The organism is Burkholderia cepacia GG4, assembly GCF_000292915.1.
In the GTDB taxonomy this organism is placed as follows: domain Bacteria; phylum Pseudomonadota; class Gammaproteobacteria; order Burkholderiales; family Burkholderiaceae; genus Burkholderia; species Burkholderia cepacia_D.
The window spans coordinates 2,313,230-2,339,678 of record NC_018514.1 but is presented as its reverse complement, the minus strand read 5'-3'; the positions used below and the strand labels follow the sequence as shown (position 1 = coordinate 2,339,678).

Here is a 26,449-nt window from a genome sequence, read left to right as displayed (position 1 = left end):
CGGTACGAAGCCGTACATGTCGCCCGCCATACCGCAAACCGCCGCGCTATAATCGCCGCCATGAAACTGTTTCGGACCTTCATCCTGCTGCTGCTTTGCGCGGTGCTGCCCATCAGCGGGCTGGCAGCCAGCGGCCTGACCGGTGAATGTCCGATGCAGCATACGATGTCGATGGGGGCGGATACGGGCATGAGCATGTCCGCCGACATGAGCGGCTGCGATGCGATGAAAGCGTCGCCCACCGGCACCACGAAGGCCAAAGCCAGCGGCATGGCCTGCAAGGTAACGGCCCAGTGTCAGTTCGGCAGTCTCTATCACCCGGCCGCCCGCGCCGACGTCAGCCGTCCCGCTGCATTCGCCAGCACGATCGTCTTCCACTACACGCAGTCCGTCCCGGCCCGCGACCCGAGCGGGTTGTGGCGCCCTCCACGCATCAGCTAATCCCGATCTGACCGGTTCACCGCCCACGCGGTGAGGTTCGTCCTGTGCGCAGGACGTGGAATCCCTTTGGGTTCCGACTTGGGGTTACACCATGTCATTCGATTTCAGCACGCCGCGAACGCGGCGTGCGTGTCGGCGCGCGCCCGTGCTGTGGGCCGCGCTGCTGGCGGCGGGCGCCGTCCACGCGCAGCAGTCGCCCGTCACGCTGGACACCGCGCTGCAGTCCGCCACCGATCGTTCCGCGTCGATGCAGGCCGTGCAGGCGTCGGTACGGGCGCGTTCCGAAGCGGCCGTCAGGGCCGGCCAGTTGCCGGACCCGATGCTCAAGGCCGGCATCGACAACCTGCCGGTCAACGGCGGGCAGCGCTTCACCGTCGGCCAGGACTTCATGACGATGCGCCGCATCGGCATCGAGCAGGAATGGGTGTCCGCCGGCAAGCGGCGGCTGCGCTCGGCGCTGGCCGACGAGCAGGTCGGCCGCGAGCGCGCGGACTATCTCGTGCAGCTTGCCGCGGTGCGCCTGCGGACCGCGACGGCCTGGCTCGACGCCGTCTACGCGAAGCAGGCGCTTGCGCTTCGACAGGCGCTGCTCGATCACATGAAACATGAGCTCGACGCGACGCAGGCGTCGTATCGCGGCGCGAAGGCGAGCGCGGGCGAGGTCGTCCAGGCGCGCGCGATGCTGGCACAAACGCAGGATCAGGTGCTCGACGCGCAGCAGGCGTATCGCACCGCGCTCATCGCGCTCGGCCGCTGGACGGCCGCACCGGTTGCGGACGTGACGGGTACGCCGCCTGCGCCCGAATCCTTCGTCGCGTCGCTGCCGCCGGACGAACTGCGCGTGTCGCAACCGGCGCTCGTTGCCGCCGCGGACGACATCGCGGTCGCGGAAGCCGACACCGCGGTGGCGAACAGCGAACGCAGCCCGAACTGGACGTGGGAAATCGCGTACCAGCAGCGCGGCGGCGCGTATTCGAACATGGTGTCCGTCGGCGTCACGATCCCGTTGCCGCTGAACCGCAAGAACCTGCAGAACCGCGACGTCGCCGAGAAAGCCGCGCTCGCGACGAAAGCGCGCCTGATGTACGAGGACACGCTGCGTCAGGTGCAGGCCGATATCCGCACGCAGTCCGAGACGCTGGCCAGCGGGCGCGAACGCATCGCGAGCCTGCGCGCATCGCTGCTGCCCGCCGCGGATCAGCGCGTGCAGCTCGCCACGGCCGCCTACCGGGCCGGCACCGGTTCGCTCGCCGACACCTTTGCCGCCCGGCGCGCGCAACTGGACGCGCAGTTGCAGGTGCTCGATCTCAGCCGCGACGTATCGCGGACCTGGGCACAGCTCGAATATCAGGTCGTGCCGTCGACGCTGGCCGCCGCGCAGTAAAGGAGAACTTCATGACGAAGCAATCATTGGCACGTGCGGCGCTGCTGGCGTTCGCCGGTGCGGCGCTGCTCGGCGCGGGCTATGTCGCGGGCATGCACCATGCCGCGGGCGGCGCGGGAACGGCTGCCGTCGCGTCGGCGGTCACGCGCGATCCGCAGGCAGGACGCAAGGTGCTGTACTGGCACGACCCGATGGTACCGAACCAGCACTTCGACCAACTGGGGAAATCGCCGTTCATGGACATGCAGCTGCAGCCCGTCTATGCGGACGAAGGCGGCGACGCACCCGGCATCCGGATCGATCCGGGCCTGCAGCAAAGCCTCGGCATACGCTATGCGACCGTGCGCCGGCAGCAGACGGCGGACGGATTCGATGCGGTGGGCACCACGCAGTTCGACGAATCGCGCGCGGACGTCGTGCAGTCGCGCGTCACCGGCTACATCGACCGGCTTTACGCACGCGCGCCGCTGCAGCGCATCCAGAAGGGCGCGCCGATCGCATCGCTGTTCGTGCCGGAGTGGCTCGCGCCGCAGGAGGAATATCTCGCGCTCAAGCGCGGCGGGATGGATGGCAGCCTGCTCGATGCGTCGCGCGCGAGGATGCGCGCGCTGTCGATTCCCGACGGGATCATCGCAACGCTCGATCGCACCGGCCGCGCCCAGACGCACGTCGTGCTGAGCGCGCCGGAAAGCGGCGTCGTCAGCGAGTTGAACGTGCGGGATGGCGCGATGGTCGCGCCGGGGCAGACGCTCGCGAAGATCGCAGGGCTGGCGACGCTCTGGCTCATCGTCGAGGTGCCGGAAGCGCTCGCGCTGAACGTGCAGCCGGGGATGTCGGTCGATGCGACGTTCGCAGGCGATCCGGCGCGGCACTTCACCGGGCGCATCCGTGAAGTACTGCCCGGCATCAGCACGGGCAGCCGCACGTTGCAGGCACGCGTGGAGATCGACAATGCGGCGCTCAAGCTCACGCCCGGCATGCTGATGCGCGTGCACGTCGCCGCGCAGAAGACCGTGTCGCGCCTGCTGGTGCCGGCCGAAGCGGTGATCGCGACCGGCAAGCGCTCGATCGTCGTCGTGAAGACCCGCGACGGCCGGCTCCAGCCGGTGTCGGTGACGGTGGGCAACGACGTCGGCAGCGATACGGAAGTGCTCGACGGGTTGAACGAAGGCGATACGGTCGTCGCATCGGGGCAGTTCCTGATCGATTCGGAAGCGAGCCTGAAAAGCGTGCTGCCGCGGCTGGAACGCGCGGCCGGCGCAAGCGCGGCGCAAGCGCCAGCCGCTGCGGCCGCGCCGGTGTATGAAACCACCGGCAAGGTCGAGAAGGTGACCGACGACGACATCACGTTCTCGCATCAACCGGTGCCGGCGCTCGGCTGGGGCGCGATGACAATGGCGTTCGGCAAGCCGTCGGCGCATGCGTTCCCGAACGTGAAGGCCGGCCAGACCGTGCGTTTCGCATTCGTGCAGGGCGACGACGGCTACCGGCTGACGAAGGTCGAGCCGCAGGGAGGCGCACGATGATCGCGCACGTGATTCGCTGGTCCGTCCGCAACCGCTTCCTGGTGCTGCTCGCCACCGTGCTGATCGCGGCGTGGGGCGTCCATTCGCTGCGACAGACGCCGCTCGACGCGTTGCCCGATCTGTCGGACACGCAGGTGATCGTGAAGGCGTCGTATCCGGGCAAGGCGCCGCAGGTCGTCGAGGACCAGGTCACCTATCCGTTGACGACGACGCTGCTCGGCGTACCGGGCGCGAAAACCGTGCGCGCGTATTCGTCGTTCGGCGACGCGTTCGTCTACGTGCTGTTCGACGACCATACCGATCCGTACTGGGCGCGTTCGCGCGTGCTCGAATACCTGAGCCAGGTGCAGAGCCGGCTGCCGGCCGGCGCGACCGTGTCGCTCGGGCCCGATGCGACCGGCGTCGGCTGGGTGTACGAGTATGCGCTCGTCGATCGCACCGGCCGTCACGATCTCGGGCAACTGCGCGCGCTCAACGACTGGTTCCTGAAGTTCGAACTGAAGGCCGTGCCGGACGTGTCGGAAGTCGCGAGCATCGGCGGGATGGTGCGCCAGTACCAGGTCGTGCTCGATCCGGACAAGCTGCGCGCCTACGGCATCACTCAGGCGGCGGTCGCGGATGCGCTGCGTCAGGCCAACCAGGCATCCGGCGGCTCGGTCGTCGAGCTGGCCGAGTCGGAGTACATGGTGCGTTCATCCGGCTACCTGCGCACGCTCGACGACTTCCGCCATGTCGTGCTGCGCACCGATGACGCAGGCACGCCGGTGCTGCTCGGCGACGTCGCGCGCATCCAGGTCGGCCCGGCGATGCGGCGCGGGATCGCGGAGCTGAACGGGCAGGGTGAAGTGACGGGCGGTGTCGTCGTGATGCGATCGGGCAAGAACGCGCTGACGACGATCGACGCGGTGAAGGCGAAGCTCGCCGACCTGACGCGTTCGCTGCCACCCGGCGTCGACATCGTCACGACCTACGACCGCTCGCAATTGATCGAGCGCGCGGTGGACAACCTCCGGGACAAGCTGATCGAGGAGTTCGTGATCGTCGGGATCGTCTGCGCGGTGTTCCTGTTCCATCTGCGCAGCGCGTTCGTCGCGATCCTGTCGCTGCCGCTCGGCGTGCTGGCCGCCTTCATCGTGATGCGCTACCAGGGCGTGAACGCGAACCTGATGTCGCTGGGTGGCATCGCGATCGCGATCGGCGCGATGATCGACGCGGCGATCGTGATGATCGAAAACGCGCACAAGCATTTGGAGGCATATGGCCACGCGCATCCCGGCGAGCCGATCACGGCCGCGCGCCGCTGGGAGCTGGTGGCGACCTCTGCCGCGGAAGTGGGCCCGGCACTGTTCTTCTCGCTGCTGATCATCACGCTGTCGTTCATTCCGGTGTTTTCGCTGGAAGGGCAGGAGGGCAAGCTGTTCGCGCCACTGGCGTTCACGAAGACCTACACGATCGCCGCGGCCGCCGGGTTGTCGGTGACGCTGGTGCCGGTGCTGATGGGCTATCTCGTGCGCGGGCGCATTCCGCACGAGCACGCGAACCCGATCAACCGCGTGCTGATCCGCCTGTACCGGCCGCTGCTCGAAGCGACGCTGCGGCGCCCGTGGGTCGCGATCGGTGTTGCCGTCGCCGCGCTCGTGCTGACCGCCGTGCCGGTGTCGCGCCTCGGTGGCGAATTCATGCCGCCGCTCGACGAAGGCGACCTGTTGTACATGCCGACTGCGCTACCAGGCATTTCGGCCGACAAGGCGAGCGAGCTGCTGCAGCAGACCGACCGGCTGATCAAGTCCGTGCCCGAGGTCGACACGGTGTTCGGCAAGTCGGGGCGCGCGGATACGGCGACCGATCCCGCGCCGCTCGAGATGTTCGAAACGACGATCCGCTTCAAGCCGCGCAGCGCATGGCGGCCCGGCATGACGCCCGAGAAGCTCGTCGACGAACTCGATCGCACGGTGCAGGTGCCGGGCCTGTCGAACGTGTGGGTGCCGCCGATCCGCAACCGGCTCGACATGCTGTCCACCGGCATCAAGACACCGGTCGGCGTGAAGATTTCCGGGCCGGACCTGGCAGGCATCGATGCGATCGCAACGCAGGTCGAGGCAGCCGTGAAGCATGTGCCGGGCGTGACGTCCGCGCTCGCGGAACGGCTGAACGGCGGACGCTACATCGACGTTGACATCGACCGGCTCGCGGCCGCGCGCTACGGCCTGTCGGTGGCCGATATCCAGTCGATCGTATCGTCGGCGGTCGGCGGCGAGGACGTCGGCGAGGTGATCGCGGGGCGCGAGCGGTTCCCGATCAACATCCGCTATCCGCGCGAGATCCGCGATTCGCTCGAGAACTTGCGGCAACTGCCGGTCGTTACCGCGCGCAGCGCGCAGATCCGCCTCGGTGACGTCGCGCGCATCGCGATCGCCGACGGGCCGCCGATGATCCGTAGCGAGAACGCGCGGCTGTCCGGCTATGTGTACGTCGACCTGCGCGGCACCGATCTGCGCACGGCGGTCCGTGCAATGCAGCAGGCCGTCGCGCAACAGGTCGCGTTGCCGCCCGGCTATTCGATCGCGTGGTCGGGGCAGTTCGAGTATCTCGAACGCGCGGCGGCGCAGTTGCGCACCGTCGTGCCGGTGACGCTCGTCGTGATCTTCGTGCTGCTGTTCCTCACGTTCGGCTCGGCGGCCGATGCGCTGCTGCTGATGTCGACGGTGCCGTTCGCGCTGGTCGGCGGCTTCTGGCTCGTCTGGGCGCTCGGCCACGCGGTGTCGGTCGCGACGTCGGTGGGCTTCATCGCGCTGGCGGGCGTGGCGGCCGAGTTCGGCGTCGTGATGCTCCTGTACCTGACGGGCGCGCTGCAGCGCCACCTCGACGCCGGCGACGTGCTGACCGATGCGGTGCTGCTCGACGCGATTCGCGAAGGCGCGGTGCTGCGCGTGCGGCCGAAGGCGATGACCGTCGCCGTCGTGCTGGCCGGCCTCGTGCCGATCATGGTCGGACACGGCGCCGGCTCCGAAGTGATGCAGCGTATCGCCGCGCCGATGGTCGGCGGCATGGTCACCGCGCCGCTGCTGTCGATGTTCGTCATTCCCGCCGCATGGCTTCTGCTTCAGCGCCGTCGTGCGCGCAGCGCGAGCCGTCAGCGGCATTCCGATGCAGTTCCTCACGGCATCAACGTGCCGTCCACCCCAACTGGAGAATCCCAATGAAGATGAATCAACTGATTGCCACCGCCGCCGCCGTTTTCGCGACCGGCGCGTTTGCCGTGCCCGCGCTTGCCGCGGGCGAGATGTCGGGCATGGACATGTCCGGCATGAAGATGTCGTCGGGCGGCGCGGCCGAGTCGAACACGGCGCTGACCGATGCCGAAGTGAAGAAGGTCGATGCCGCGAGCGGCAAGATCACGATCAAGCACGGCGCGCTCGGGAACGTCGGGATGCCGCCGATGACGATGGCGTTCAAGGCGAAGGACGCGGCCATGCTCGCCGAGGTTCATACGGGCGACAAGGTGAAGGTCCAGGTCGAGAACGTCAACGGCACGCTGACGATCGTCAAGCTTGTGAAGGCGTCGTAAGCGCGGGGATGCGGGCGGCGTGGCCGCCCGCGTCGAGCGCAGTGAAGCGCGCCGCGGCTGCCGCAGCCGCGTTCGGGCGCGTGCGCCTGTCAGACGACGCGCCCGATTGGCACACTCAGCGTGTCAGCGTCACGAGCAGATAGCCGACGTAACAGGCTCCGTTTGCCAGCAATGCCCAGATCGCGAGCCCGTGCGCGCGGGCATTGACGCGCAGCCAAGCCGCCGCCGCGAGCGTGATGATCACGCCGGTCAGCACCTCGGGGCGCGGCTCCCACGGCGTCAGCATGATGCCGATCGCCGGCAGCAGCGTGCCCTGGAACACCATCGCGCCGGTGATGTTACCGAACGCGAGCGTGTCCTTCTGGCGGCGGATCCACAGCACGCTGTTGACCTTCTCCGGCAATTCGGTCGCGATCGGCACGATGATCAGCGACAGCAGCAGCGCGGAGATGCCGAGCAGGTGCGACACGCCTTCGACGCCATGAATGAAGCCCTTCGCCCCGCCGACGAGCAGCGCGACGCCGAGCGCGAGTTGCAGTGCGATGGTCGCCAGGTTGGTCGGCAGCCCGACGCGCGACAGGAACATCGCATGCGGCGCCTCGGTGCCGTGCCCGGCATCGACGAGCTGCGTCGACGCGCGGAACGTCATCACGACATACATCACGTAGATGCCGACCAGCATCGCGGCAAGCAGCGCACGGACCGCCCACACATGATGCGGAACGAACATCGCGATGGTGGCGAGCGCGAATGCGGCGAGGAAGTAGTTCAGGTCGCGCACGAAGCCGGTCCGCTCGGGCGTGATGGTGCCGCCCAGTCCGCGCGAGCGGATCACGGCGAGCGTCATCAGGAAGGTGGTCAGCGTCGCGAGCATCAGCGGCGCGCCGAGAATCGCGCCGACGCCGATTTCCTCGTTCACGGCTGCATTCGACGTGCCGCCCGCGAGTGCGAGCAGCGGCACCATCGTCTCGGGCAGTGCGGTGCCGACGGCCGCGAACAGCGAGCCCGTGACGCCTTCGGAAATCTTCAGACGTTCGCCGAGATGTTCGAGCGCATTGGTGAAAAGTTCGGCGGCGACCAGGATGACGATCAGCATGAACGCCAGTTCGACGAGCATCAACGTCATGCGGCACCTCCGCAGGCAGGCATGCGGACAGTGGCGAAACGCGAGGGGGAAGCTGGGAGGAACATGGGGACTCCGTGGTCGGACGTTGACGAACCATGACGCATCTGCCGACGTCCGACCAGGAACGACGCGATGCGTCGATGGTCTCGCCAGACCGATTCGGCCGAACGCGCCACGGCCGCAGGCCGAGTGTGTTGACGCGTTCGCTTTCCGGGGATGGAAAGCAGGCTACTCCCCAAAGACGAAGGGCAGTCTAGCCGAGCCGGCAGCTTTCGGCAAGCTTGTGCGGTGATACCCGTTCATTCGGGAAAGTAAGCCGCCGTACTACGGATGCAGGTGCAGCACCGGGAAGCAATCGGTGTGCACGGGCGTGTCATTCGCGTGTCACGAAGCGCGGACGGGGAAGTACAGCGCGAACGTCGTGCGTCCGTCGCGGCTCACGACCTCGACCTTGCCGCGGTGCAGTTCGACGATCGACTTGACGATCGCGAGCCCGAGCCCCGCGTTGCGCGCCGCGCCGTGCCGCGACGAATCGATCCGGTAGAAGCGCTCGAAGATCCGGTCGATCTGTTCGGGCGGAATCGCAACGCCGCGATTCGTGACCTCGACGACCGCGTAGCCTGCCTGGATCGATATGGCCAGCTCGATCGTCGATCCGGCTTCCGCGTGTTCGAGCGCGTTCGACGCGAGGTTGCTGACGGCGCGCCGGAACAGCGTCGCGTCCGCGACGACCGGCGCTTCGCCGTGCACGTCGAGGCGCACGCCGGCCTCGTCGGCCAGCGCCTGGAAATACGACGCGAGCCGGCGCAGTTCGTTGCCGGCGTCGAGTTCGGCCGTCTTCAGGTGCTGCCGCGCATTGTCCGTGCGCGCGAGAAACAGCATGTTCTCGATCATCCGCTGCAGCCGTTCGCATTCCTCGATGTTCGAATCGATCAGCGCTTCGTATTCTTCGGTGGTGCGGGCGCGCGACAGCGTGACCTGCGACGAGCTGATCACGTTCGCGAGCGGCGTGCGCATGTCGTGCGCCAGATCGGACGAGAACTGCGACAGCCGCACGAACGCGCGCTCGAGCCGGTCGAGCATCCGGTTGACCGACGTGACGAGCTCGCGCAGCTCGACCGGACCGCCGCGCGCGTCGAGCCGCGCGTTCAGGTTGTGCGCCTCGATGCGCGACGTCTGCCGGCCGAGGCTTTCGACCGGACGCAGGCCGCGCGACGCGACCGCGTAGCCGAGCGCGCCGACCAGCAGTGCGCCGAGCGCGGCCGCGAGCCAGATGTCGACGCGATAGCTCTCCAGCAGCGACTCGCGATCGGTCGCCGTGCGGGCCAGTGCGACCTGGATGCTTTCGCCCGACGGCAGCGTGGCGCGCGCACGGACGCAGCGCGACGTGCCGATGCCCGGCGGCGCGCAGGTGAACGGGCTGGCGGCCGCACCCGATGCGCCGGCCGGCTGCGGCCGCGCGATCACCGACGCGAGCGTGTTGCCGGCTTCGTCGGTGTGTTCGACGAGCGGGCGGTTCGCGCCGTCGTAGATGCCGAGATAGACGCCGGGATGCGACAGCAGCACTTCATGGAACACGGCCGGATCGGCGCGCAATGCAGCCGTCGAGCCGCTCGCCTGCGCGAGCTGCAGGAACTGGTTGAGCTTGCCTGCGATCTCGATGTCGTCGCGCCGGGTCAGCTCGGCGGACAGCGAGCGATACAGGTACGCGCCGGTCAGCGCGAACACCAGCGCGGCGACGACGGCGAACGCGAGCGTCAGGCGCCGGAGCAGCGAATACGGCGCGGGGCCGCCGCTCACGAGCGATCCTCGAGCACGTAGCCCATCCCGCGAATCGTGTGGATCAGCTTCTTCTCATAGGCGTTGTCGATCTTCGCGCGCAGGCGCTTGATCGCCGCATCGACGACGTTCGTGTCGCTGTCGAAATTCATGTCCCAGATCTGCGACGTGATGAAGGTGCGCGTGAGCACCTCGCCCTCGCGTTCCGCGAGCAGTTGCAGCAGCGCGAACTCCTGCGCGGTCAGGTCGATGCGGTTGTCGGCACGCCGCACGCGGCGCTTGATCAGGTCGACTTCGAGATCGGCGACATGCAGGATCTCGCGCGCATTGCGCGGCGCGCGCCGCAACAGCGAGCGGATGCGGGCGAGGAATTCCGCATACGCGAACGGCTTGAGCAGGTAGTCGTCGGCGCCCAGTTCGAGCCCCGTGACCTTGTCTTCGATCGCCTCGCGGGCCGTGAGCAGCAGCACCGGCGTCTGCTTCTGCGCGCGCAGCCGCCGCAGCACCTCGAAGCCGTCCAGTTCCGGCAGCATCACGTCGAGCACGACGAGATCGAAATCCTCGTGCAGTGCGAGGAACAGCCCGTCCCGGCCGTTCTCGGCCACGTCGACCGTGTAGCTCGCCTCCGTCAGCCCCTTGCGGAGGTACGACGCCATCTTGGGTTCGTCTTCGACTATCAGTATCCGCATGGTGGAGCAGGCCGTTCGTGATTCCAGCCGGTCAGTGTAACGCGTGAGCTTACGGCGTCGCGCGTGCGCGCAAGATGACCGGCGGATGACGGAATTGTCATGAAGCCGGCTTGCGATGCAGCGCCCGCGTTTGATGAAAATCCGGTCATGTTTCGGCCATCTCGTCGTCACGGCGGCGGCGATAAGCTGCAGCCGTCTTGTATCCGGAGCGCGCCGTCGCGGTGATGCTCCCGTTCATCCGCTCGTTGCCTGCCTGATTCCGCATCCATGTCGTACTGGCGCAAATTCATCCTCGTCGTGCTGCTGGCGCTGTGCCTGCCGATCCAGTCGTTCGCGACCGTGTCGATGCAGTGCGCGGGCGCGGTTGCTGCCGTGCCGCATGCGGCGGATGGGGCGAGCGCCGATGACTCGGCTGCGTCGCATGCGAAGCAGCGCGCGCACGGCGAACAGCATGAGCACGACAACCACGCACGGCATGCGACGTCTTGTTCCGTTTGCGGCTCCTGCTGTTTCGGCACGGGCATGGCGGAGGTGCCCGCGGTGTCCGTTGCTTCGGACATCGGCATCGCGATCGTCTCTTTCGCGCCGTCGTCCGTCGTCGTGTCGTTCCTGACCGGCGGCATCGACCGGCCGCCGCGCCGGATTCCCGTCTAGTCCCTGCCCGCGGCCGACCGGCCGCGCTCCGCAAACCGTGCTGGCGACGCTCGATGTCCGCCGCACGACTCACGACGAGAAACATCCATGCGATTGATTACTGCGGCGCTGCTTGGCGCGGCGGCCCTCATGCCGTCGCTCGCGCCCGCGCAAACCGCCTTTCCCGATCCGGCCGATGCCGCCGCGCCGGTGCCGGACGTCACCGTGACGTCCGCGTTCGACGGCTACGCGCCGTATCGCGACGACGCAGGACCGGGCTGGAAACAACTGAACCGGGACGTGCTGGAGCGACCCGCGAAGGGGCGCACGACCGGGCACCCGAAGCCGGTGAACCCGGCGGGCGGCGCAGCCCATTCGATGCACGGAGGGGCTGCGCAATGACGAGCCTGGCGATATCACCGCGCTTCGGCGCGACCGTACTCGTGCTGGCATTCCTCGCCGGCTGCACGACGTTCTCGAAGGACGGCGGTTTCGATGCCGTGTCGTCCGTCGCATCGGAACGGATCGGGAAAGACGCCGTCATCGTCAGGACCGGTGCCGATCGCGAAGCCGTCGACAAGCGGACGAAGGAATTGCTCGCGAAGCCGCTGTCGATGGACGACGCGGTGCAGCTCGCGCTGCTGAACAACCGCGGGCTGCAGGCGTCGTACGCAGAACTCGGCCTGTCGGAAGCGGACCTCGTGCAGGCCGGCCGGCTGCCGAATCCGCGCTTCTCGTTCAGCCGCACGCGGGCCGGCGACGGCGAGCTGAGCCTCGGCCGCACGTTTTCGGCCAACGTGTTCGCGCTGCTGACGCTGCCGCTCGCGACGAACATCGAACGGCGTCGCTTCGAGCAGACCAGGCTCGAAACGGCCGACGCGATGCTGAAGGTCGCGGCCGACGCGCGCCGTGCGTATGTCGAAGCCGTCGCCGCCGAGCAGGCCGCGAATTATGCGCAACAGGTGCGTGACGCCGCGAGCGCGGCGGCCGAACTCGCGCAGCGCATGCGGCAGGCCGGCAACTTCAGCCGGCTCGATTACGCCCGCGAACAGGCGTTTCATGCGGACGCGGTCGCGCAGCAGGCGAAGGCGCAGCAGCAGGCCGTGGCGGCGCGCGAAAAGCTCACGCGGGCGATGGGACTGTGGGGCGCACGCGCGCAGTACGCGCTGCCCGAGCGCTTGCCCGACCTGCCGAAGGCACGCCCCGATCTGCCCGATCTCGAACGCTATGCGATGAGCCACCGCCTCGACATCCAGGCCGCGAAGCTGCAGACGCAGGGCGTCGCAGCGTCGCTCGGGCTCAGCAAGGCCACGCGCTTCGTCAACGCGGTCGATCTCGGCTACGTGAACAACTATGAGACCGACAAGGGTCACGAGCACGGCTACGAGATCAGCGTCGAGATTCCGCTGTTCGACTGGGGCGGCGCGAAGGTCGCGCGGGCCGAGGCCGTCTACATGCAGTCGGCGAACCGGCTCGCGCAGACGGCCATCGACGCGCGCTCGGAAGTGCGCGAATCGTACGCGGCATACACGACGAGCTACGACGTCGCGAAGCACTATCGCGACGAAGTCGTGCCGCTGCGCAAGACGATCTCGGACGAGCTGCTGTTGCGCTACAACGGGATGCTCGCGAGCGTGTTCGAGCTGCTGGCCGATGCGCGCGAACAGGTCGGCGCGGTCAACGGCTACATCGATGCGCTGAAGGATTACTGGCTCGCGGAAACCGACTTGCAGATGGCGGTCGGCGGCCGGCTGCCGAGCTCGCAGGCAGCGCAGCCAGCGCAGCCGACGCAGCCGACGCAGCCGACGCAGCCGACGCAGCCGACGCAGCCGACGCAGCCAACGCAGCCAACGCAGCCAACGCAGCCAACGCAGCCGACGCCGCGTGCGGCCGCTCCCGCCGCCTCCACGCCCGCCGCTGCGCCGCAGCCGGCTTCCTCTCCCGTGGCGCAAGCGGCGCCCGCAACGCATCCTGAAGGTCATTGACATGGTGTCCCGTCGACAATTTCTCAGCGGCTCGGGCGCCGCGCTGCTCGGTGCGGCGATGGTCAGCAAGGCCGGTGCCGCGTCGCTGCCCGAAGCGCCCACGATGGCGAAAGCCGGCACGCAGCCGCCGATCGTGCCGCCCAACGGCCGCCCGTACACGCCCGTCGCGACGCTGAACGGCTGGACGCTGCCGTGGCGGATGAAGAACGGCTGGAAGGAGTTCCACCTGACGGCCGAGCCCGTCGTGCGCGAGATGGCGCCAGGCATGAACGCGAACCTGTGGGGCTACAACGGCCAGTCGCCGGGCCCGACGATCGAGGCCGTCGAAGGCGACAAGGTCCGCATCTTCGTGACCAACCGGCTGCCCGAGCACACGACGATCCACTGGCACGGGCTGCGGCTGCCCAACGGGATGGACGGCGTCGGCGGCCTCACCCAGCCGCATATCCCGCCCGGCAAGACCTTCGTCTACGAGTTCCAGCTGGAGGCGCACGGCACGTTCATGTATCACCCGCACGGCGACGAGATGGTGCAGATGGCGATGGGGATGATGGGCATGTTCATCGTGCACCCGAAGGATCGCGCGACGATGCCGGTCGATCGCGACTTCGTGTTCCTGCTCGCCGCCTACGACATCGATCCGGGCAGCTACACGCCGCGCGTGAACGAGATGACGGACTTCAACATGTGGACGTTCAACTCGCGCGTGTTCCCGGGCATCGATCCGCTGCCGGTGCGCGCGGGCGATCGCGTGCGGATTCGTTTCGGCAACCTGACGATGACGAACCATCCGATCCACCTGCACGGCTACAGCTTCGAGGTCGCTGGCACCGACGGCGGCTGGATTCCGCCGGCGGCGCGCTGGCCCGAGGTGACGGCCGACGTGGCGGTCGGCCAGATGCGCGCGATCGAGTTCACTGCCGATCGCCCCGGCGACTGGGCGTTCCATTGCCACAAGTCGCATCACACGATGAATGCGATGGGCCACCAGGTGCCGAACCTGATCGGTGTGCCGCAGAAGGATCTCGCGAAGCGCATCGGCAAGCTCGTGCCCGACTACATGGCGATGGGCAGCACCGGCGGTGCGATGGGCGGCATGGAGATGCCGCTGCCCGACAACACGCTGCCGATGATGACGGGCACCGGCCCGTTCGGGCCGCTGGAAATGGGCGGCATGTTCACGGTGCTGAAGGTCCGGCAGGGGCTCGGTCGCAACGACTATCGCGATCCGGGCTGGTTCAGGCATCCGAAGGGCACCGTCGCGTACGAATACACCGGCGAATTGCCGGACGGCTGAGCAGCAGCACGCGGCGGCCGTGCCGATGCGGCCGCCGGTTTCATTTCACTCACTCTGGATGGAGCAGGCACGATGAAGAAGGGACTGGTTTCGATTGCAACGGGTTGCGCGCTGGTGTTTTCCGGCGCGTCGTACGCGGCCGGCGACATGGCCGGCATGGACATGGGCGGCAACGCGAAGCAGGGCGCCGACGCGACGCGCGGGATGTCGCACGGCGAGATCCGCAAGGTCGACACGGCCGCGGGCAAGCTGACGATCAAGCATGGCCCGCTGGACAACCTCGGGATGGATGCGATGACGATGGTGTTCAAGGTGAAGGATCCGGCGATGCTGTCGCAGGTCAAGGCGGGCGACAAGATCGATTTCGTCGCCGAGGACGTCGGCGGCGCGTTGACCGTCGTCGCGCTGCGCAAGCCGTGATGCGGGACATGAACATGCACACGACGATCGCGAAGATCACGCGGCTCGCCGGCTGCGTCGCGGCCGGCGCGCTGATCGCCGCCGCGCCGGTGGCGGCATCGGCGCACGGCAAGCTGGAAAGCGCGACGCCCGCGACCGGCAGCACGGTCGACACCGCGCCCGACACGTTGCGGCTCGCCTTCAACGAAGATCTCGAACCGACGTTCAGTTCGGTGAAGGTATCGGACGCGAGCGGCAAGCCCGTCGCGCACGACAAGGCGAAAGTCGATCCGTCCGCGCCGCGCGTGATGACCGTCGCGCTGCCAAAGCTCGTGCCGGGCGCGTACACCGTGCAGTGGGCGGCGATGACGGCCGACGCGCATCGCACCAAGGGCACCTACACGTTCAAGGTGAAAGAGTGAACGAAGGCATCGTCGGCCTGCTGCGGCTGGTGGCGGTGGCGATCCAGAACGCCGGGTTCGCGGTGATCGTCGGCACGCTGCTCGGCAGCCACTGGCTCGCGCGCGGCGCGTCGGCGTGGCAGCGCGACACCGCACGGCGGCTCGTCGCGACGCTGCGCGCTGCGTCCGTCGTGTCGCTGCTCGCGAGCATCACGGCGTTCTGGGCGCACTGCGCGCTGATGAGTGAAGTATCGCTGCTCGAAGCGGGGCCGGCCGTCCGCGCGATGCTCGCGGGCACCGGGTTCGGTCATGCGTGGCTGGCCGGCGCGGTGTTCACGGTCGTCATCGTGCTGCTGTCGTTCCTGCGGCGCGCGAGCGATGCGCGTGTTCCGTTCGCGATGTGGGGCGCGCTCGCGTGCGTCGCGCTGGCACGCAGCAACGGCGGACATCCGGTCGATGCGGGGCTGTTCAGCATGCCGGTGTGGGTCGACTGGCTGCATCTGCTCGCGATCAGCGCGTGGGTCGGCCTCGTATTCGTGACGGCGTTCGGCGTGATGCCGCGCCTCGCCGGCCTGCCCGCGAGCGAACGCACGACCGGCGCGTCGTTCGTGCAGTCGCTTTCCGATGCGTCGACGGTTGCGCTGGTCGTGCTGTTCGCAACCGGCACCTACAACGGGTGGCGCGGCGTCGCGACACCGGCCAACCTGCTCGCGTCGACCTACGGGCAGCTTCTGCTGCTCAAGCTCGCGCTCGTGCTGATCGCGGCGGCACTCGGCGGACACAACCGCTTCTTCGGGATGCCGACGCTGCTGGCCGCGCTGAAGGATCCGGGCGCCGCGATGCCGGTGAGCGCGTTGCGCGGGTTCGGCGCGGTGCTGCGAATCGAGGCGGTCGTGCTGGCCGGCGTGCTGATGGTGGCGGCGGTGCTCGTGTCGAGCGCGTTGCCGGGGACGGTTTAGCGTCACCGGTTGCCGGCCACGGCCGTAGCGGGAAATCGTCGCGAACAGCGTGGGTGTTCGTCAGACGATTTCCCGGTTTCGGACGCCGCAGCGTGATAACGAAAATTACAACATGCTGTCCGCGCATTACCAAAAACTGTCACCAAGCGCCGCTAAGCTTTCGCCACCCTCACAACCGGGATTCCCCGTCATGCGCTCGACAATCCGCCTGTTTGCCCCGCTATTGCTGCTGCCCACGCTTGCTGCACCGGTCTTCGCCGCCACCGCCGCCCCCGTCAGCCCGAACTGCGGCGGCAGCACGACGCCGATCGCCGACATCCAGGGGCCGGGCGCGCCGTCGCCGCTGGCCGGCCAGAACGTGTCGATCGAAGCGGTCGTCACCGCTGATTTCGGCGGCACGGACGGCTTCGGCGGCTTCTTCGTCCAGCAGGCCGACGCGCAGCGCCGCAACCAGCCGGGTGTGTCGGAAGGGCTGTTCGTCTATGCACCGAAAGCGCGTGCGAAGGCCGGCGATCTCGTGCACGTGACGGGCAAGGTCGAGGAGAAATACGGCCAGACCCAGCTCACGCTGTCGGGCGCGATCGCGGTGTGCGCGAACGGCCAGACGGTCACGCCGGCGACGCTCACGCTGCCGGTCGACAACCCGGGCACGTTCGCCGCGTATGAAGGGATGCTGGTGCGCCTGCCGCAGACGCTGAACGTCACCGACAACTACGAGCTCGGCCGCTACGGCAGCGTGATGCTCAGCAACGGCCGCCTGCGCACGCCGACGAGCGTGGTGCCGCCGTCGCAGGCGCAGACGCAGATCGATGCGAACGCACGTAACCGGCTGGTCCTCGACGACGGCTCGAACAAGCAGAACCCGGCGACGGTGCCGTATCCGGCGCCGCAACTCTCCGCCGCGAACACGCTGCGCGCGGGCTACACCGTGCGCGACGTCGAAGGCGTGCTCGAGGTGCGTTACGGCGCATGGCGCGTGCAGCCGCTGCCCGGCGCGGCCGCGCCGGCGTTCGATACGCGTTCGAACCCGCGCACCAACGCACCGGCACGCGATCCGAAATCGAACCTGCGCGTCGCGTCGTTCAACGTCCTCAACTACTTCAACGGCAACGGTCTCGGCGGCGGCTTCGACGACCCGAACAACCGCGGCGCGAAGACCTACCCGGAATTCCAGCGTCAGGAAGCGAAGATCGTCAGCGCGCTGAAGGCGCTGAACGCCGACGTGATCGGCCTGATGGAAATCCAGAACAACGGCTACGGCGAACTGAGCGCGGTGCGCCAGCTCGCGGCGAAGCTCGGCAGCAACTGGCGCGTCGTCGATCCGGGCACGTCGCGCCTGGGCGGCGACGCGATCACGGTCGCGATGATCTACGACAGCCGCGCGGTCGAACCCGTCGGCCGCGCGTCGACGCTCGCGATCGACGACAAGAACCGCCAGCCGCTCGCGCAATCGTTCCGTCGGATCGGCGGCAACCAGGCGCTGACGATCGCGGTCAACCATCTGAAGTCGAAGAACTGCCCTGATGCGGCGAATGACGATCTCGACCAGGGCGACGGCCAGGGCTGCTGGAACCCGACGCGCACGCGCGCGGCGGCGAAGCTGGCCGACTGGCTGGCCGGCACGCCGACGGGCGTCGCGGGGCAGGGCGTGCTGCTGATCGGCGATTTCAACAGCTACACGTATGAAGATCCGATCCGCCTGCTCGAATCGCGCGGCTACCGCAACCTCGTGTCGCGCTGGATCGGCGCCAACGCGTACAGCTACGTGTACAACGGCGAAGCCGGCTATCTCGATCACGCGCTCGCGTCGCTGCCGCTCGCGTCGCACGTGAAGGCCGTGCACGAATGGCACATCAACGCGGACGAGCCGCTCGCGCTGCAGTACACGCTCGCGTACAAGTCGGCCGAGCAGCAGAAGACCTTCTACGCGCCGGATGCGTATCGTTCATCGGACCACGATCCGGTGCTGATCGATATCGCGCTGCCGGGCGGCGGGCACTGATCGCCGGTCGACCGTCTGAAGCAACGCGTGCGGCGATGCCGCACGTCGTCGCGTGAGCAGTGGCGCTGCCGCTCGCTCACGCGGCGTCTCTCCCCTCGGCATCACGTGCCCGATCCGCGATCGATTGCAGCGATGCGATCCGGAATGCGCGGCGCGAATGATCGCTTCTTCATTGCGAATGCCCGCGTATTGCGCATCAATGCCGTCCGAATGTCGGGCGGATTCATTTCGATATCGGGTAAATAATTCCGTCGCGCGCTCGATGAATTAATGAAATCGGTATTTTGTGGGTGGCGCCGGCGGTTATTCAATGATTCGCGCCAATCGATGCGGCATAATTAAAATGAAAGAAAAATCATGTCGATTGGAAGGGCTTCCGTACGCGGCATCCAATGCCCGGCGAGCGTTGCGGGACATGCGAAAAAGGCGCGGCATTCCAGGAAAAAGTGATTCGTACGGCGCGCTCAATTCGAACAATCGTTTTTCTTTCAAATTCCAGACACTGACCCCCGTTCGCATCATAAGAGATTTTTTAATATCAGAATGATCTTTGACAACGCGCCGCAGCACCGCCTATTTTTGTGATGTCGTAAATTTTGGTCATACAAAAGTCGTCACAACTGCAAGGGGGCGGCGTTCCCGCATCATTCTCCGCCAGCAGTTTGCTGTGTCTGTATCAAGTTCAGTCTCTCGAAGAAGTCCAATCCCGAAGCGCCGTCTGCCAACCGTGCAATGCGAGTGGCGGGTCCGCCTGCGCGTTTTTCGCCGGTGGTGGCGGCCTGTGTGAAGCGGTATCCGACCCAACACAAAGGACCGAGATGAAACCAGACAGGAGCAGTACCGGCAGCCGCCGCGACCGTCGCGGCCGGCTGGCCGGGCTTGGCGTATTGACCGTCGTGACGCTGGCGCTGGCTGGCTGCGGCGGCGACGATTCGTCGTCGGTCGGCGCGTCGAGCCTCGCGCAGGCCACCGCCAGCCAGCAGGCCAGCGCACAACAGGCGGCCGGCAATCAGACGCCGGCGGCGAACCAGCCTTACGTCGACTCCGTTGCCTATTCGATGAACGCAACCGACGGCCTCGCGGCGACGCAAGTCTCGGAGAAGGCGGCGGTGATGCATTACCAGTGGAAGTCCGGCGGCACGACGGTCAACTACACGACGACCACCGGCCACCTGACCGCGCAGGACGCGAACGGCAATGCGGAAGCGTCGATGTCGTATGTCGCGTATACCGCGCCGAGCACGAACGGCAAGCCGCGCCCCGTCACGTTCGTCTATAACGGCGGCCCCGGCTCGTCGTCGATCTGGCTGCGGCTCGGCTCGTTCGCGCCGACGCGCGTCGCTACTCCCGACCCGCTGTTCGGCACCAACTGGCCGAACTATCCGCTCGTCGACAATGCCGAAAGCCTGATCGACACGACCGACCTCGTGTTCATCGACCCGCCGGGCACCGGGCTGTCGGAAGCCGTCTTGCCGAACACCAACCAGAAGTACTGGGGTTCCGATGCGGACGTGAACATCATGCGCGACTTCATCCAGCGCTACCTGAACGTGAACAGCCGCGGCACGTCGCCGATCTACCTGTACGGCGAATCGTACGGCACGCCGCGTACCGACATGCTCGCGCTGGCGCTCGAATCGGCCGGCGTGCACCTGACGGGGATCGTGCTGCAGTCGGCGATCCTGAACTACTTCGCGGATGCAGTGGAAGCGGTGGCGATCACGCAGTCGACCGAAGGGCTGCTGCTCGAAACCGATACCGTGGCCGGCTATCTGCCCGGCTATGCGGCGGTCGCGGCGTACTTCAACCAGGTGTCGCCGGCGCCAGTCAATCCCGATCTGTATGCACTGCAGACCGAGTTGTTCACGACGCTGATCTACAAGCAGCTGCAGCAGTACTCGCAGTCGTGGGTGCTGAGCCAGCTTGGCATTCCGGATGCGCTGGGCACGCCGGTGTTCCCGAGCGATGCGACGCTGAAGCTGTGGTCGCTGCCGTCGAGCCTGACGACGCAGGCGCTGCGCGGGTATTTCAACGCGAATCCGTTCGGCACGAGCCTGCTGCCGGGAACGACGATCGGCCGCTACGACGGACGCGTATCGCTGCCGAACGCCGATCCGCGCCTGCAGGCGGACGGCGACCCGTCGGACATCCTGATCTCGCAGCCGTTCACGAACGCGCTCGCGACGCAGATGCCCGACTACCTCGGCTATACCGCGCCGAACGCGACCTACCTGCCGCTGAACGACAACATCATCCAGGTGTGGGACTTCTCGCACGACGGCCAGCCGATGCCCGACACGATCCCCGATCTGCTCGGCGCACTGCAGCTCAATCCGAAGCTCCACGTGCTCGCGGAAAACGGCCTGCACGACCTGGCGACGCCGTTCTTCAACACCGAAAAGCAGCTCGCGCGCCTGCAGACGGTGAAGGGCCTGAATCCGAAGCTGCAGGTGAACTTCTTCCAGGGCGGGCACATGACGTATCTGGATGACGTGGCCCGTCCGCAGATGAAGCGCGACCTGAAGATCTTCTACCAGGGCAAGCGGATTCCGACCGCGCTGACGCTGCGCACGCTGCCGCCGCCTTGGCCGGACGAAAACCCGGCCGGCACGCCGACCGGCAGCGTGCCGGGCGCGACGGCCGCGACGACGCTGGCGGCGGCACCGTAAACGACGGACTCCTTGTCAAAGGAACCCTCTGTTCATCCATTGAATGCGAGTGATCATGTCCCTAATCAATTCGATGCGACGCATGTCTCCGTTGATCGTCCTCGGCGCCGTGATGAGCAGCGCCTACGCACTGCCGCCGCAGGCGGTGGCGCCGGTGAAGCTGCCGCATGGCGGGCACGGCGTCGACGGTCCGTTCTTTCCTTCGACCCGCGTGGCGCCGGTGCTGCCGTCGACCGGCGCGACGCTGCAGCAGCAGGCGCAGAAGCGCGTCGACGCGAGGCTCGGCGGCAATACGGTGCTGAGCGACGGCGCGGCCGTGACGAAGGCGCAGGCGCAGAGCAGCGGGCTCGGTTTTGTCGCGAAGCACTTCGACGAGATCGATGCGAAGCACGCCGGTCGCGTGACGATGAGCGATGTGCGGCAGTTCATCCAGCAGCGGCAGGTGCAGGCGCAGCAGGAACAGCAGGAGTGATGGCGTAGCGCGGTCGTGTCCAGGCGGGCGGCCGGTGCCGGTTGGGTGCCGGCCGTCCGGCCTCGGCGACCTGCTTTCGATATGCCGCGGCGCGTGTTCTGCCGCGGCTTTCTTCATGGAAGCTCAGCACGCATGCGGGCAACACGTACGCATGCGAACCACGCTCAGTTTCCCCGGTGCGCGTAGCGCCTCGCCGTCGCCGACGGCAACTCGCCGAACATCGTGCGGTAGTCCTGCGCAAAACTGCTCAGGTGCCAGAAGCCCCATTGCGTTGCGGCCGAGGTCACGGATTCGCCGAGCCGAAGCGCGCGGCGAACGTGATTCAGTCGAACGGCGCGCAGGTAGGCAATTGGATTCAGATTGAGCGTGTCGTTGAACGCGTATTGCGCGGTCCGCCGGCTGATGCCGAGCTGCACGCACAGTTCGGCGATCGACAGCGGACAGGTCGACGCATCCTGCAGCCGCTCCTGCACCGCGTTGACCAGCGACCAGTACTTCGTCGGGCGCGTCGCGAGCGCGTCCGCGTCGGGCGCAGGCACCGTCATCGCTTCGGAAATCGCATACAGGACGGTCCGCTCCAGCAGTTCGATCCGGTCCTGCGTCGTCACATCCTCGATCGGCGCGCATTTCGCGGCCGCGGCCATGGTGTTGCGCAACAGGACGCGAAGACGGTCCGCGACATGGGTTTCCATCGGGATCAGCGGCGCGAAGGTGCGGGCCCGAAGCGACGCGGCCAGCGTGCGCATCGCCTCCGTCGACAGCTTGTCCGGCTCGATCTCGACGTTCACGAGCACGTGCCGGTCGGGCGAGTAGAACTCGAATACGGGCTGGCTCGAAAACACGTGCAGGCTGTCGCGCCCGCTCTTGCCGCCGCACATGCGTGCCAGGCCTTCCAGCTCCAGCGGCACGGCCACCGCGATGCGATCCGCCGGCACCGCGCCTTGCTGCAGGATCACCTTGTCGAGATCTTCGACCAGCAGCCGGATGCCGCCCAGCGACACGATGGATGACGAGCCGTGAAACAGGCCGCCCGAGATCTGCGTGTAGTTCAGGTCCCAGCCGTCGAAGATCCGCGCCTGCTCTTCCACATCGGTGAACGCGCAGAACGCCACCGTTCGCGCAAACAACGGGGTGCCAGAGAAATCGCTCGGATCGGCAGACGGCGTCATCGGGTCGGGAGGGGGCGGGCGGATCGATTCATTGTAGCCGCTGCACCAGGCGGTCAAAAAGCCCCGGCAGGCTTTTTCCCGGTGGAAACCCTCGCTTGCCGAAATCCGATAGTGAAACGCCGGCAGGCGCAATACCTTTGGCATGAATGCATCGCAACGCATCGCGCCGGCGCCGGGAGCCTCCCGCTTCGTTGCCGGCCGAACCGAACACGGCTGCCGGCGCAGGGCCGCAGGCGCACCTCTGGAGAGACATCGATGGAGCTTCCACGTGGCGGATTCTGGCGGAACTGGGTCGGGAATCAGTCGTGCGTCGCCGCGCACATGGCATCGCCGACCAGCGAGGCGGAGATTGCCGAACTCGTGCATGCGGCGACGAGCCAGGGCAAGAACGTCCGATGCTCGGGATCGGGACATTCGTTCACGTCGGTCGTCGCGACGAGTGGCCTGCTGCTGTCGCTGAAGGATTACCAGGGCATCGTCGCGGTCGACGAGCGGCAGCAGCGCGTGACGGTGAAGGCCGGCACCCGGATCAATGCGGTGACCCGTCATCTCAAGGAAATCGGCTTCTCGCTCGTCAACCAGGGCGACATCGATTCGCAGGCCATTGCCGGTGCACTGGCGACCGGCACGCATGGCACGGGGACGACGCTGAGCAACCTGTCGTCGCAGGTCGTCGGGATGCGGATCGTCCGCCCGGACGGCTCGATCATGGACGTGAGCGACCAGCGGGACCTCGACCTGCTGCACGCGACGCAGGTGAATATCGGCATGTTCGGCGTGGTCTCGGAGCTGACGCTGCAGGTAACCGACGCGTTCTGGCTGCACGACCGCGTGTGGCGCGAGGACTTCGAAGCGCTGATGGAAAAGTACGACGACCTCGCGGCGAAGCACCGGCATTTCGGTTTCTTCTGGTGCCCGACGTCGGAAAGCCGCGACCTGTACTGCCTGCCCGACACCACCAGGGTGTCGAACTCGAAGAAGGACTACGACGTGTGCGAGATCAAGGTGATGGACCTCACCGACGAGCGCACGTTCTACGAAGGCGAGCACGAGAAGATCGCGTACAGCTCCGAGGTCTACGCGATCCACTACGTCGCGAACTTCCACGAACTCGAGTATGCGGTGCCCGCGGAACACGGCAAGGAAGCGCTGCGCCGCGTGCGCGACCTGATCCTCACGAAGCATCGCGACTGCATCTTCCCGGTCGAATACCGGTTCACGAAGGGCGATCCGGCGTGGATCAGCCCGTTCAACCAGCAGGACAGCGTGACCATCTCGTGTTCGGGCGGTCCGAACGGCGTCGACTACTGGCCGTTCCTGAAGGATGTCGACGACATCCTGCGCGACTACGGCTCGCGTCCGCACTGGGGCAAGCTGCATTTCACGAACCGCGACGACGTGGATCGCTGGTTCCCGAAGGCCGAAGCGTTCCGCGAACTACGCCGCAGCGTGGACCCCGAAGGCTATTTCCTCAACGATCATCTTCGGACGCTGTTCAGCTGAGTGGTCCGAACGAACCAGACTGGAGAACGACGTTATGAATGCCAAGATTGACGGACGACTGGCCGGCAAGGTCGCCATCGTGAGCGGCGGCGCCGGCGGATGCGGTGGCGCCGCGTCCGAACTGTTCGCCGCGCAAGGCGCGAAGGTCGCGATCATCGACCGCGACGGCGATGCGGCCGAAACGCTCGCGGCGCGGCTGCGCGATGCCGGCTTGCAGGCGATCGGCCTCGGCGCCGACGTGTCGAAGCAGGCGGACGTGCAGAACGCGGTCGATGCGGCCCGCAAGCAGTACGGCAATGCGGACATCCTGTTCAATCATGCGGGCACGCTGATCGTCAAACCGTTCCTCGACATCGAGGAGGCGGAATGGGACTGGCTGATGGGCGTGAACGTGAAGAGCATGTTCCTGATGACGAAGGCGGTGCTGCCGCAGATGCTGGAGAAAGGGCGCGGCAGCATCGTCTGCACGTCGTCGATCTCGGCCGTCTGCGCGACGCCGGGCGAAGTGCTGTATGACGCGACCAAGGGTGCGTGCCACATGTTCGCGCGCGCGATCGCCGTCGAGTACCGCGACCGCGGCATCCGCTGCAACGCGCTGGCGCCCGGGTTCATCCGCACGCCGCACGGGATGCGCGAGCTGAAGGATCTGCAGGCGATGGGCGTGGACGCGACCGAAGCAGCCATCGCGGTGCAGCAAGGCCGGCTGTGCGAGCCTTCGGAGGTGGCCGCCGCCGCGCTGTTCCTCGCGTCCGACGAATCGAGCTTCGTCAACGGCACCCACCTGTTCGTCGACAACTGTTTTTCCGCTGTTTAGGCCCCGATATCCCGCCGATATCCGCAAGAAGCCGAAGGGCAGGCACGACCTCTCCAGGAACGGCAGTTCTGTCGAAGGTTCCGCAGCGATGCGGGCCTTCGATTTTTTTTGGCCGGTTCGCTGCGCGATGCGTCCTAGCGGATTGTCGTAATCCTTCTATCTGAACCCATTTGCGTCTGCTGGAATGGCGATGCCGAATAACCGTTCAGCCGGCATCGCGGGGCGGCGTGGTTGTCGACGTCATCGAGCGCCGGTCCGGCGCTCGACTTCGCGCGGGTCCGGGCCATTCCGGCATACCGGGGTCATTCCATCACTCTCTTTTGATCAATCATCATGTTCAATCGCACCACCAGCACCGTCGCCAACGTCGATCCGGAACTCTGGACTGCCATTCAGGACGAGAACCGCCGCCAGGAAGACCACATCGAGCTGATCGCGTCGGAAAACTACACGAGCCCGGCCGTGATGGCCGCGCAAGGCTCGCAGCTCACGAACAAGTATGCGGAAGGTTATCCGGGCAAGCGCTACTACGGCGGCTGTGAATATGTCGACGTGGTCGAGCAACTGGCGATCGACCGTGTGAAGCAGCTGTTCGGCGCGGAAGCCGCGAACGTGCAGCCGAACTCGGGTTCGCAGGCGAACCAGGGCGTGTTCTTCGCAATGCTCAAGCCGGGCGACACGATCATGGGGCTGAGCCTCGCGCACGGCGGTCACCTGACGCACGGCTCGCCGGTCAACATGTCGGGCAAGTGGTTCAACGTCGTCAGCTACGGCCTGAACGAGCAGGAAGACATCGATTACGAAGCAGCCGAGAAGCTGGCGCACGAGCACAAGCCGAAGCTGATCGTCGCAGGCGCGTCGGCGTTCGCGCTGAAGATCGACTTCGAGCGTCTGGCGAAGATCGCGAAGTCGGTCGGCGCATACCTGATGGTCGACATGGCGCACTACGCGGGCCTGATCGCAGCGGGCGTGTATCCGAACCCGGTGCCGCACGCGGACTTCGTGACGACGACCACGCACAAGAGCCTGCGCGGCCCGCGCGGCGGCGTGATCCTGATGAAGTCGGAGTACGAGAAGCCGATCAACTCGGCGATCTTCCCGGGCATCCAGGGCGGCCCGCTGATGCATGTGATCGCGGCGAAGGCCGTGGCGTTCAAGGAAGCGCTGTCGCCGGAGTTCAAGGCGTATCAGGAGAAGGTGGTCGAGAACGCGCGCGTGCTGGCTGAAACGCTGGTCAAGCGCGGCCTGCGGATCGTGTCGGGCCGTACGGAAAGCCACGTGATGCTGGTCGACCTGCGCGCGAAGAAGATCACAGGCAAGGCAGCGGAAGCGGCACTGGGCGCGGCGCACATCACCGTGAACAAGAACGCGATCCCGAACGATCCGGAGAAGCCGTTCGTGACGAGCGGCATCCGTCTGGGTTCGCCGGCGATGACGACGCGCGGTTTCGGTCCGGCGGAAGCGGAGAAGGTCGGCAACCTGATCGCCGACGTGCTGGAAGCACCGGAAGATGCGGCGACGATCGAGCGCGTGCGCGGGCTGGTCGCGGAGTTGACCAAGCGTTTCCCGGTTTACGGCTAAGACACTGCATTCGGGTTCAACTGCCGACGCGGTTGAACCTCGTCTGGTTCGA

At 66.9% G+C, this 26,449-nt stretch carries 23 protein-coding genes and 1 riboswitch; of the genes, 18 read left to right on the top strand and 5 right to left on the bottom strand.

Going from position 1 to position 26,449, the window contains the following annotated elements; genetic code table 11:
• The first annotated feature begins 60 nt into the window (after positions 1–60).
• The 5 genes from GEM_RS26120 (at position 61) to GEM_RS26100 (ending at position 6,919) form a co-directional block, all read left to right on the top strand.
• Positions 61–441, top strand: a complete 381-nt coding sequence (locus tag GEM_RS26120; protein ID WP_014900426.1) for a hypothetical protein — start codon at positions 61–63, stop codon at positions 439–441.
• Positions 442–532: 91 nt separating this feature from the next.
• On the top strand, positions 533–1,825 hold the full coding sequence (locus tag GEM_RS26115; protein ID WP_014900425.1) for a TolC family protein: 1,293 nt from the start codon (positions 533–535) through the stop codon (positions 1,823–1,825).
• An 11-nt stretch (positions 1,826–1,836) separates the two neighbouring features.
• Positions 1,837–3,351: an efflux RND transporter periplasmic adaptor subunit gene (locus GEM_RS26110; protein WP_014900424.1), complete on the top strand. Its 1,515-nt coding sequence runs from the start codon at positions 1,837–1,839 to the stop codon at positions 3,349–3,351.
• The gene (locus GEM_RS26105) at positions 3,348–6,554 is read left to right on the top strand and encodes an efflux RND transporter permease subunit (RefSeq protein WP_014900423.1); all 3,207 of its coding nucleotides are present in this window, start codon (positions 3,348–3,350) and stop codon (positions 6,552–6,554) included. Before GEM_RS26110 ends, GEM_RS26105 begins: the two co-directional genes overlap by 4 nt.
• Positions 6,551–6,919, top strand: a complete 369-nt coding sequence (locus GEM_RS26100; protein ID WP_014900422.1) for a copper-binding protein — start codon at positions 6,551–6,553, stop codon at positions 6,917–6,919. Before GEM_RS26105 ends, GEM_RS26100 begins: the two co-directional genes overlap by 4 nt.
• A 115-nt stretch (positions 6,920–7,034) precedes the next feature.
• Here GEM_RS26100 and GEM_RS26095 read toward each other — a convergent pair whose 3' ends face one another.
• The 3 genes from GEM_RS26095 to GEM_RS26085 form a co-directional block, all read right to left on the bottom strand.
• Positions 7,035–8,045: a sodium:calcium antiporter gene (locus tag GEM_RS26095; RefSeq protein ID WP_014900421.1), complete on the bottom strand. Its 1,011-nt coding sequence runs from the start codon at positions 8,043–8,045 to the stop codon at positions 7,035–7,037.
• Positions 8,046–8,157: 112 nt separating this feature from the next.
• Positions 8,158–8,294, bottom strand: a riboswitch (yybP-ykoY riboswitch).
• 135 nt (positions 8,295–8,429) lie between these two features.
• The gene (locus tag GEM_RS26090; RefSeq protein ID WP_014900420.1) at positions 8,430–9,845 is read right to left on the bottom strand and encodes a heavy metal sensor histidine kinase; all 1,416 of its coding nucleotides are present in this window, start codon (positions 9,843–9,845) and stop codon (positions 8,430–8,432) included.
• Entirely contained in the window at positions 9,842–10,513 is a 672-nt protein-coding gene (locus tag GEM_RS26085; RefSeq protein ID WP_014900419.1) for a heavy metal response regulator transcription factor, read from the bottom strand. Before GEM_RS26085 ends, GEM_RS26090 begins: the two co-directional genes overlap by 4 nt.
• Before the next feature lie 267 nt (positions 10,514–10,780).
• On the opposite strand from GEM_RS26085, the gene GEM_RS26080 reads away from it, so the two are divergent.
• The 8 genes from GEM_RS26080 (at position 10,781) to GEM_RS26045 (ending at position 18,189) form a co-directional block, all read left to right on the top strand.
• Entirely contained in the window at positions 10,781–11,167 is a 387-nt protein-coding gene (locus GEM_RS26080) for a hypothetical protein (protein WP_014900418.1), read from the top strand.
• A gap of 87 nt (positions 11,168–11,254) precedes the next feature.
• A complete protein-coding gene (locus GEM_RS26075) occupies positions 11,255–11,548 on the top strand; it encodes a hypothetical protein (RefSeq protein ID WP_014900417.1) in 294 nt (97 codons plus the stop codon).
• Entirely contained in the window at positions 11,545–13,131 is a 1,587-nt protein-coding gene (locus GEM_RS26070; RefSeq protein WP_014900416.1) for a TolC family protein, read from the top strand. Before GEM_RS26075 ends, GEM_RS26070 begins: the two co-directional genes overlap by 4 nt.
• A 1-nt stretch (position 13,132) precedes the next feature.
• A complete protein-coding gene (locus GEM_RS26065; protein WP_014900415.1) occupies positions 13,133–14,428 on the top strand; it encodes a multicopper oxidase family protein in 1,296 nt (431 codons plus the stop codon).
• Between the two features lie 72 nt (positions 14,429–14,500).
• Positions 14,501–14,848, top strand: a complete 348-nt coding sequence (locus tag GEM_RS26060; RefSeq protein WP_014900414.1) for a copper-binding protein — start codon at positions 14,501–14,503, stop codon at positions 14,846–14,848.
• A 14-nt stretch (positions 14,849–14,862) separates the two neighbouring features.
• Entirely contained in the window at positions 14,863–15,249 is a 387-nt protein-coding gene (gene copC / locus GEM_RS26055; RefSeq protein ID WP_014900413.1) for a copper homeostasis periplasmic binding protein CopC, read from the top strand.
• A complete protein-coding gene (locus GEM_RS26050; protein ID WP_014900412.1) occupies positions 15,246–16,187 on the top strand; it encodes a CopD family protein in 942 nt (313 codons plus the stop codon). Before copC ends, GEM_RS26050 begins: the two co-directional genes overlap by 4 nt.
• A gap of 190 nt (positions 16,188–16,377) precedes the next feature.
• Positions 16,378–18,189 carry an ExeM/NucH family extracellular endonuclease gene (locus GEM_RS26045; protein ID WP_014900411.1) on the top strand — a complete coding sequence of 604 codons (1,812 nt, stop codon included), beginning with the start codon at positions 16,378–16,380 and terminating at the stop codon, positions 18,187–18,189.
• Positions 18,190–18,290: 101 nt separating this feature from the next.
• On the opposite strand, the gene GEM_RS32375 is transcribed toward GEM_RS26045, so the two are convergent.
• Positions 18,291–18,416 (bottom strand): hypothetical protein, encoded by a 126-nt coding sequence (locus GEM_RS32375; protein ID WP_272148409.1) that lies wholly within the window; start codon positions 18,414–18,416, stop codon positions 18,291–18,293.
• A 591-nt stretch (positions 18,417–19,007) separates the two neighbouring features.
• On the opposite strand from GEM_RS32375, the gene GEM_RS26040 reads away from it, so the two are divergent.
• On the top strand, positions 19,008–20,858 hold the full coding sequence (locus tag GEM_RS26040) for a S10 family serine carboxypeptidase-like protein (RefSeq protein ID WP_014900410.1): 1,851 nt from the start codon (positions 19,008–19,010) through the stop codon (positions 20,856–20,858).
• 82 nt (positions 20,859–20,940) lie between these two features.
• A complete protein-coding gene (locus GEM_RS26035; RefSeq protein ID WP_272148408.1) occupies positions 20,941–21,330 on the top strand; it encodes a 2-oxoglutarate dehydrogenase in 390 nt (129 codons plus the stop codon).
• A 164-nt stretch (positions 21,331–21,494) separates the two neighbouring features.
• Here the strand turns inward: GEM_RS26035 and GEM_RS26030 are convergent, their stop codons facing one another.
• A complete protein-coding gene (locus GEM_RS26030) occupies positions 21,495–22,499 on the bottom strand; it encodes a helix-turn-helix domain-containing protein (protein ID WP_039320580.1) in 1,005 nt (334 codons plus the stop codon).
• A 255-nt stretch (positions 22,500–22,754) separates the two neighbouring features.
• Here GEM_RS26030 and GEM_RS26025 point away from each other — a divergent pair, with 255 nt between their 5' ends.
• The 3 genes from GEM_RS26025 to glyA all read left to right on the top strand — a co-directional run bounded on the left by GEM_RS26025 (position 22,755) and on the right by glyA (position 26,397).
• Positions 22,755–24,002 carry a D-arabinono-1,4-lactone oxidase gene (locus GEM_RS26025; RefSeq protein WP_014900407.1) on the top strand — a complete coding sequence of 416 codons (1,248 nt, stop codon included), beginning with the start codon at positions 22,755–22,757 and terminating at the stop codon, positions 24,000–24,002.
• Between the two features lie 34 nt (positions 24,003–24,036).
• The gene (locus GEM_RS26020; protein WP_014900406.1) at positions 24,037–24,816 is read left to right on the top strand and encodes an SDR family NAD(P)-dependent oxidoreductase; all 780 of its coding nucleotides are present in this window, start codon (positions 24,037–24,039) and stop codon (positions 24,814–24,816) included.
• 333 nt (positions 24,817–25,149) lie between these two features.
• A complete protein-coding gene (gene glyA, locus GEM_RS26015) occupies positions 25,150–26,397 on the top strand; it encodes a serine hydroxymethyltransferase (RefSeq protein WP_014900405.1) in 1,248 nt (415 codons plus the stop codon).
• Positions 26,398–26,449 lie beyond the last annotated feature (52 nt).

What these genes read in the sequence shown, in the direction of transcription:
- GEM_RS26120 (WP_014900426.1), top strand. Translation starts at nt 61, where the DNA reads ATGAAACTGTTTCGGACCTTCATCCTGCTGCTGCTTTGCGCGGTGCTG.
- GEM_RS26115 (WP_014900425.1), top strand. Translation starts at nt 533, where the DNA reads ATGTCATTCGATTTCAGCACGCCGCGAACGCGGCGTGCGTGTCGGCGC.
- GEM_RS26110 (WP_014900424.1), top strand. Translation starts at nt 1,837, where the DNA reads ATGACGAAGCAATCATTGGCACGTGCGGCGCTGCTGGCGTTCGCCGGT.
- GEM_RS26105 (WP_014900423.1), top strand. Translation starts at nt 3,348, where the DNA reads ATGATCGCGCACGTGATTCGCTGGTCCGTCCGCAACCGCTTCCTGGTG.
- GEM_RS26100 (WP_014900422.1), top strand. Translation starts at nt 6,551, where the DNA reads ATGAAGATGAATCAACTGATTGCCACCGCCGCCGCCGTTTTCGCGACC.
- GEM_RS26095 (WP_014900421.1), bottom strand. Translation starts at nt 8,045, where the DNA reads ATGACGTTGATGCTCGTCGAACTGGCGTTCATGCTGATCGTCATCCTG.
- GEM_RS26085 (WP_014900419.1), bottom strand. Translation starts at nt 10,513, where the DNA reads ATGCGGATACTGATAGTCGAAGACGAACCCAAGATGGCGTCGTACCTC.
- GEM_RS26080 (WP_014900418.1), top strand. Translation starts at nt 10,781, where the DNA reads ATGTCGTACTGGCGCAAATTCATCCTCGTCGTGCTGCTGGCGCTGTGC.
- GEM_RS26075 (WP_014900417.1), top strand. Translation starts at nt 11,255, where the DNA reads ATGCGATTGATTACTGCGGCGCTGCTTGGCGCGGCGGCCCTCATGCCG.
- GEM_RS26070 (WP_014900416.1), top strand. Translation starts at nt 11,545, where the DNA reads ATGACGAGCCTGGCGATATCACCGCGCTTCGGCGCGACCGTACTCGTG.
- GEM_RS26065 (WP_014900415.1), top strand. Translation starts at nt 13,133, where the DNA reads ATGGTGTCCCGTCGACAATTTCTCAGCGGCTCGGGCGCCGCGCTGCTC.
- GEM_RS26060 (WP_014900414.1), top strand. Translation starts at nt 14,501, where the DNA reads ATGAAGAAGGGACTGGTTTCGATTGCAACGGGTTGCGCGCTGGTGTTT.
- copC (WP_014900413.1), top strand. Translation starts at nt 14,863, where the DNA reads ATGCACACGACGATCGCGAAGATCACGCGGCTCGCCGGCTGCGTCGCG.
- GEM_RS26045 (WP_014900411.1), top strand. Translation starts at nt 16,378, where the DNA reads ATGCGCTCGACAATCCGCCTGTTTGCCCCGCTATTGCTGCTGCCCACG.
- GEM_RS32375 (WP_272148409.1), bottom strand. Translation starts at nt 18,416, where the DNA reads ATGAATCCGCCCGACATTCGGACGGCATTGATGCGCAATACGCGGGCA.
- GEM_RS26040 (WP_014900410.1), top strand. Translation starts at nt 19,008, where the DNA reads ATGAAACCAGACAGGAGCAGTACCGGCAGCCGCCGCGACCGTCGCGGC.
- GEM_RS26035 (WP_272148408.1), top strand. Translation starts at nt 20,941, where the DNA reads ATGTCTCCGTTGATCGTCCTCGGCGCCGTGATGAGCAGCGCCTACGCA.
- GEM_RS26030 (WP_039320580.1), bottom strand. Translation starts at nt 22,499, where the DNA reads ATGACGCCGTCTGCCGATCCGAGCGATTTCTCTGGCACCCCGTTGTTT.
- GEM_RS26025 (WP_014900407.1), top strand. Translation starts at nt 22,755, where the DNA reads ATGGAGCTTCCACGTGGCGGATTCTGGCGGAACTGGGTCGGGAATCAG.
- GEM_RS26020 (WP_014900406.1), top strand. Translation starts at nt 24,037, where the DNA reads ATGAATGCCAAGATTGACGGACGACTGGCCGGCAAGGTCGCCATCGTG.
- glyA (WP_014900405.1), top strand. Translation starts at nt 25,150, where the DNA reads ATGTTCAATCGCACCACCAGCACCGTCGCCAACGTCGATCCGGAACTC.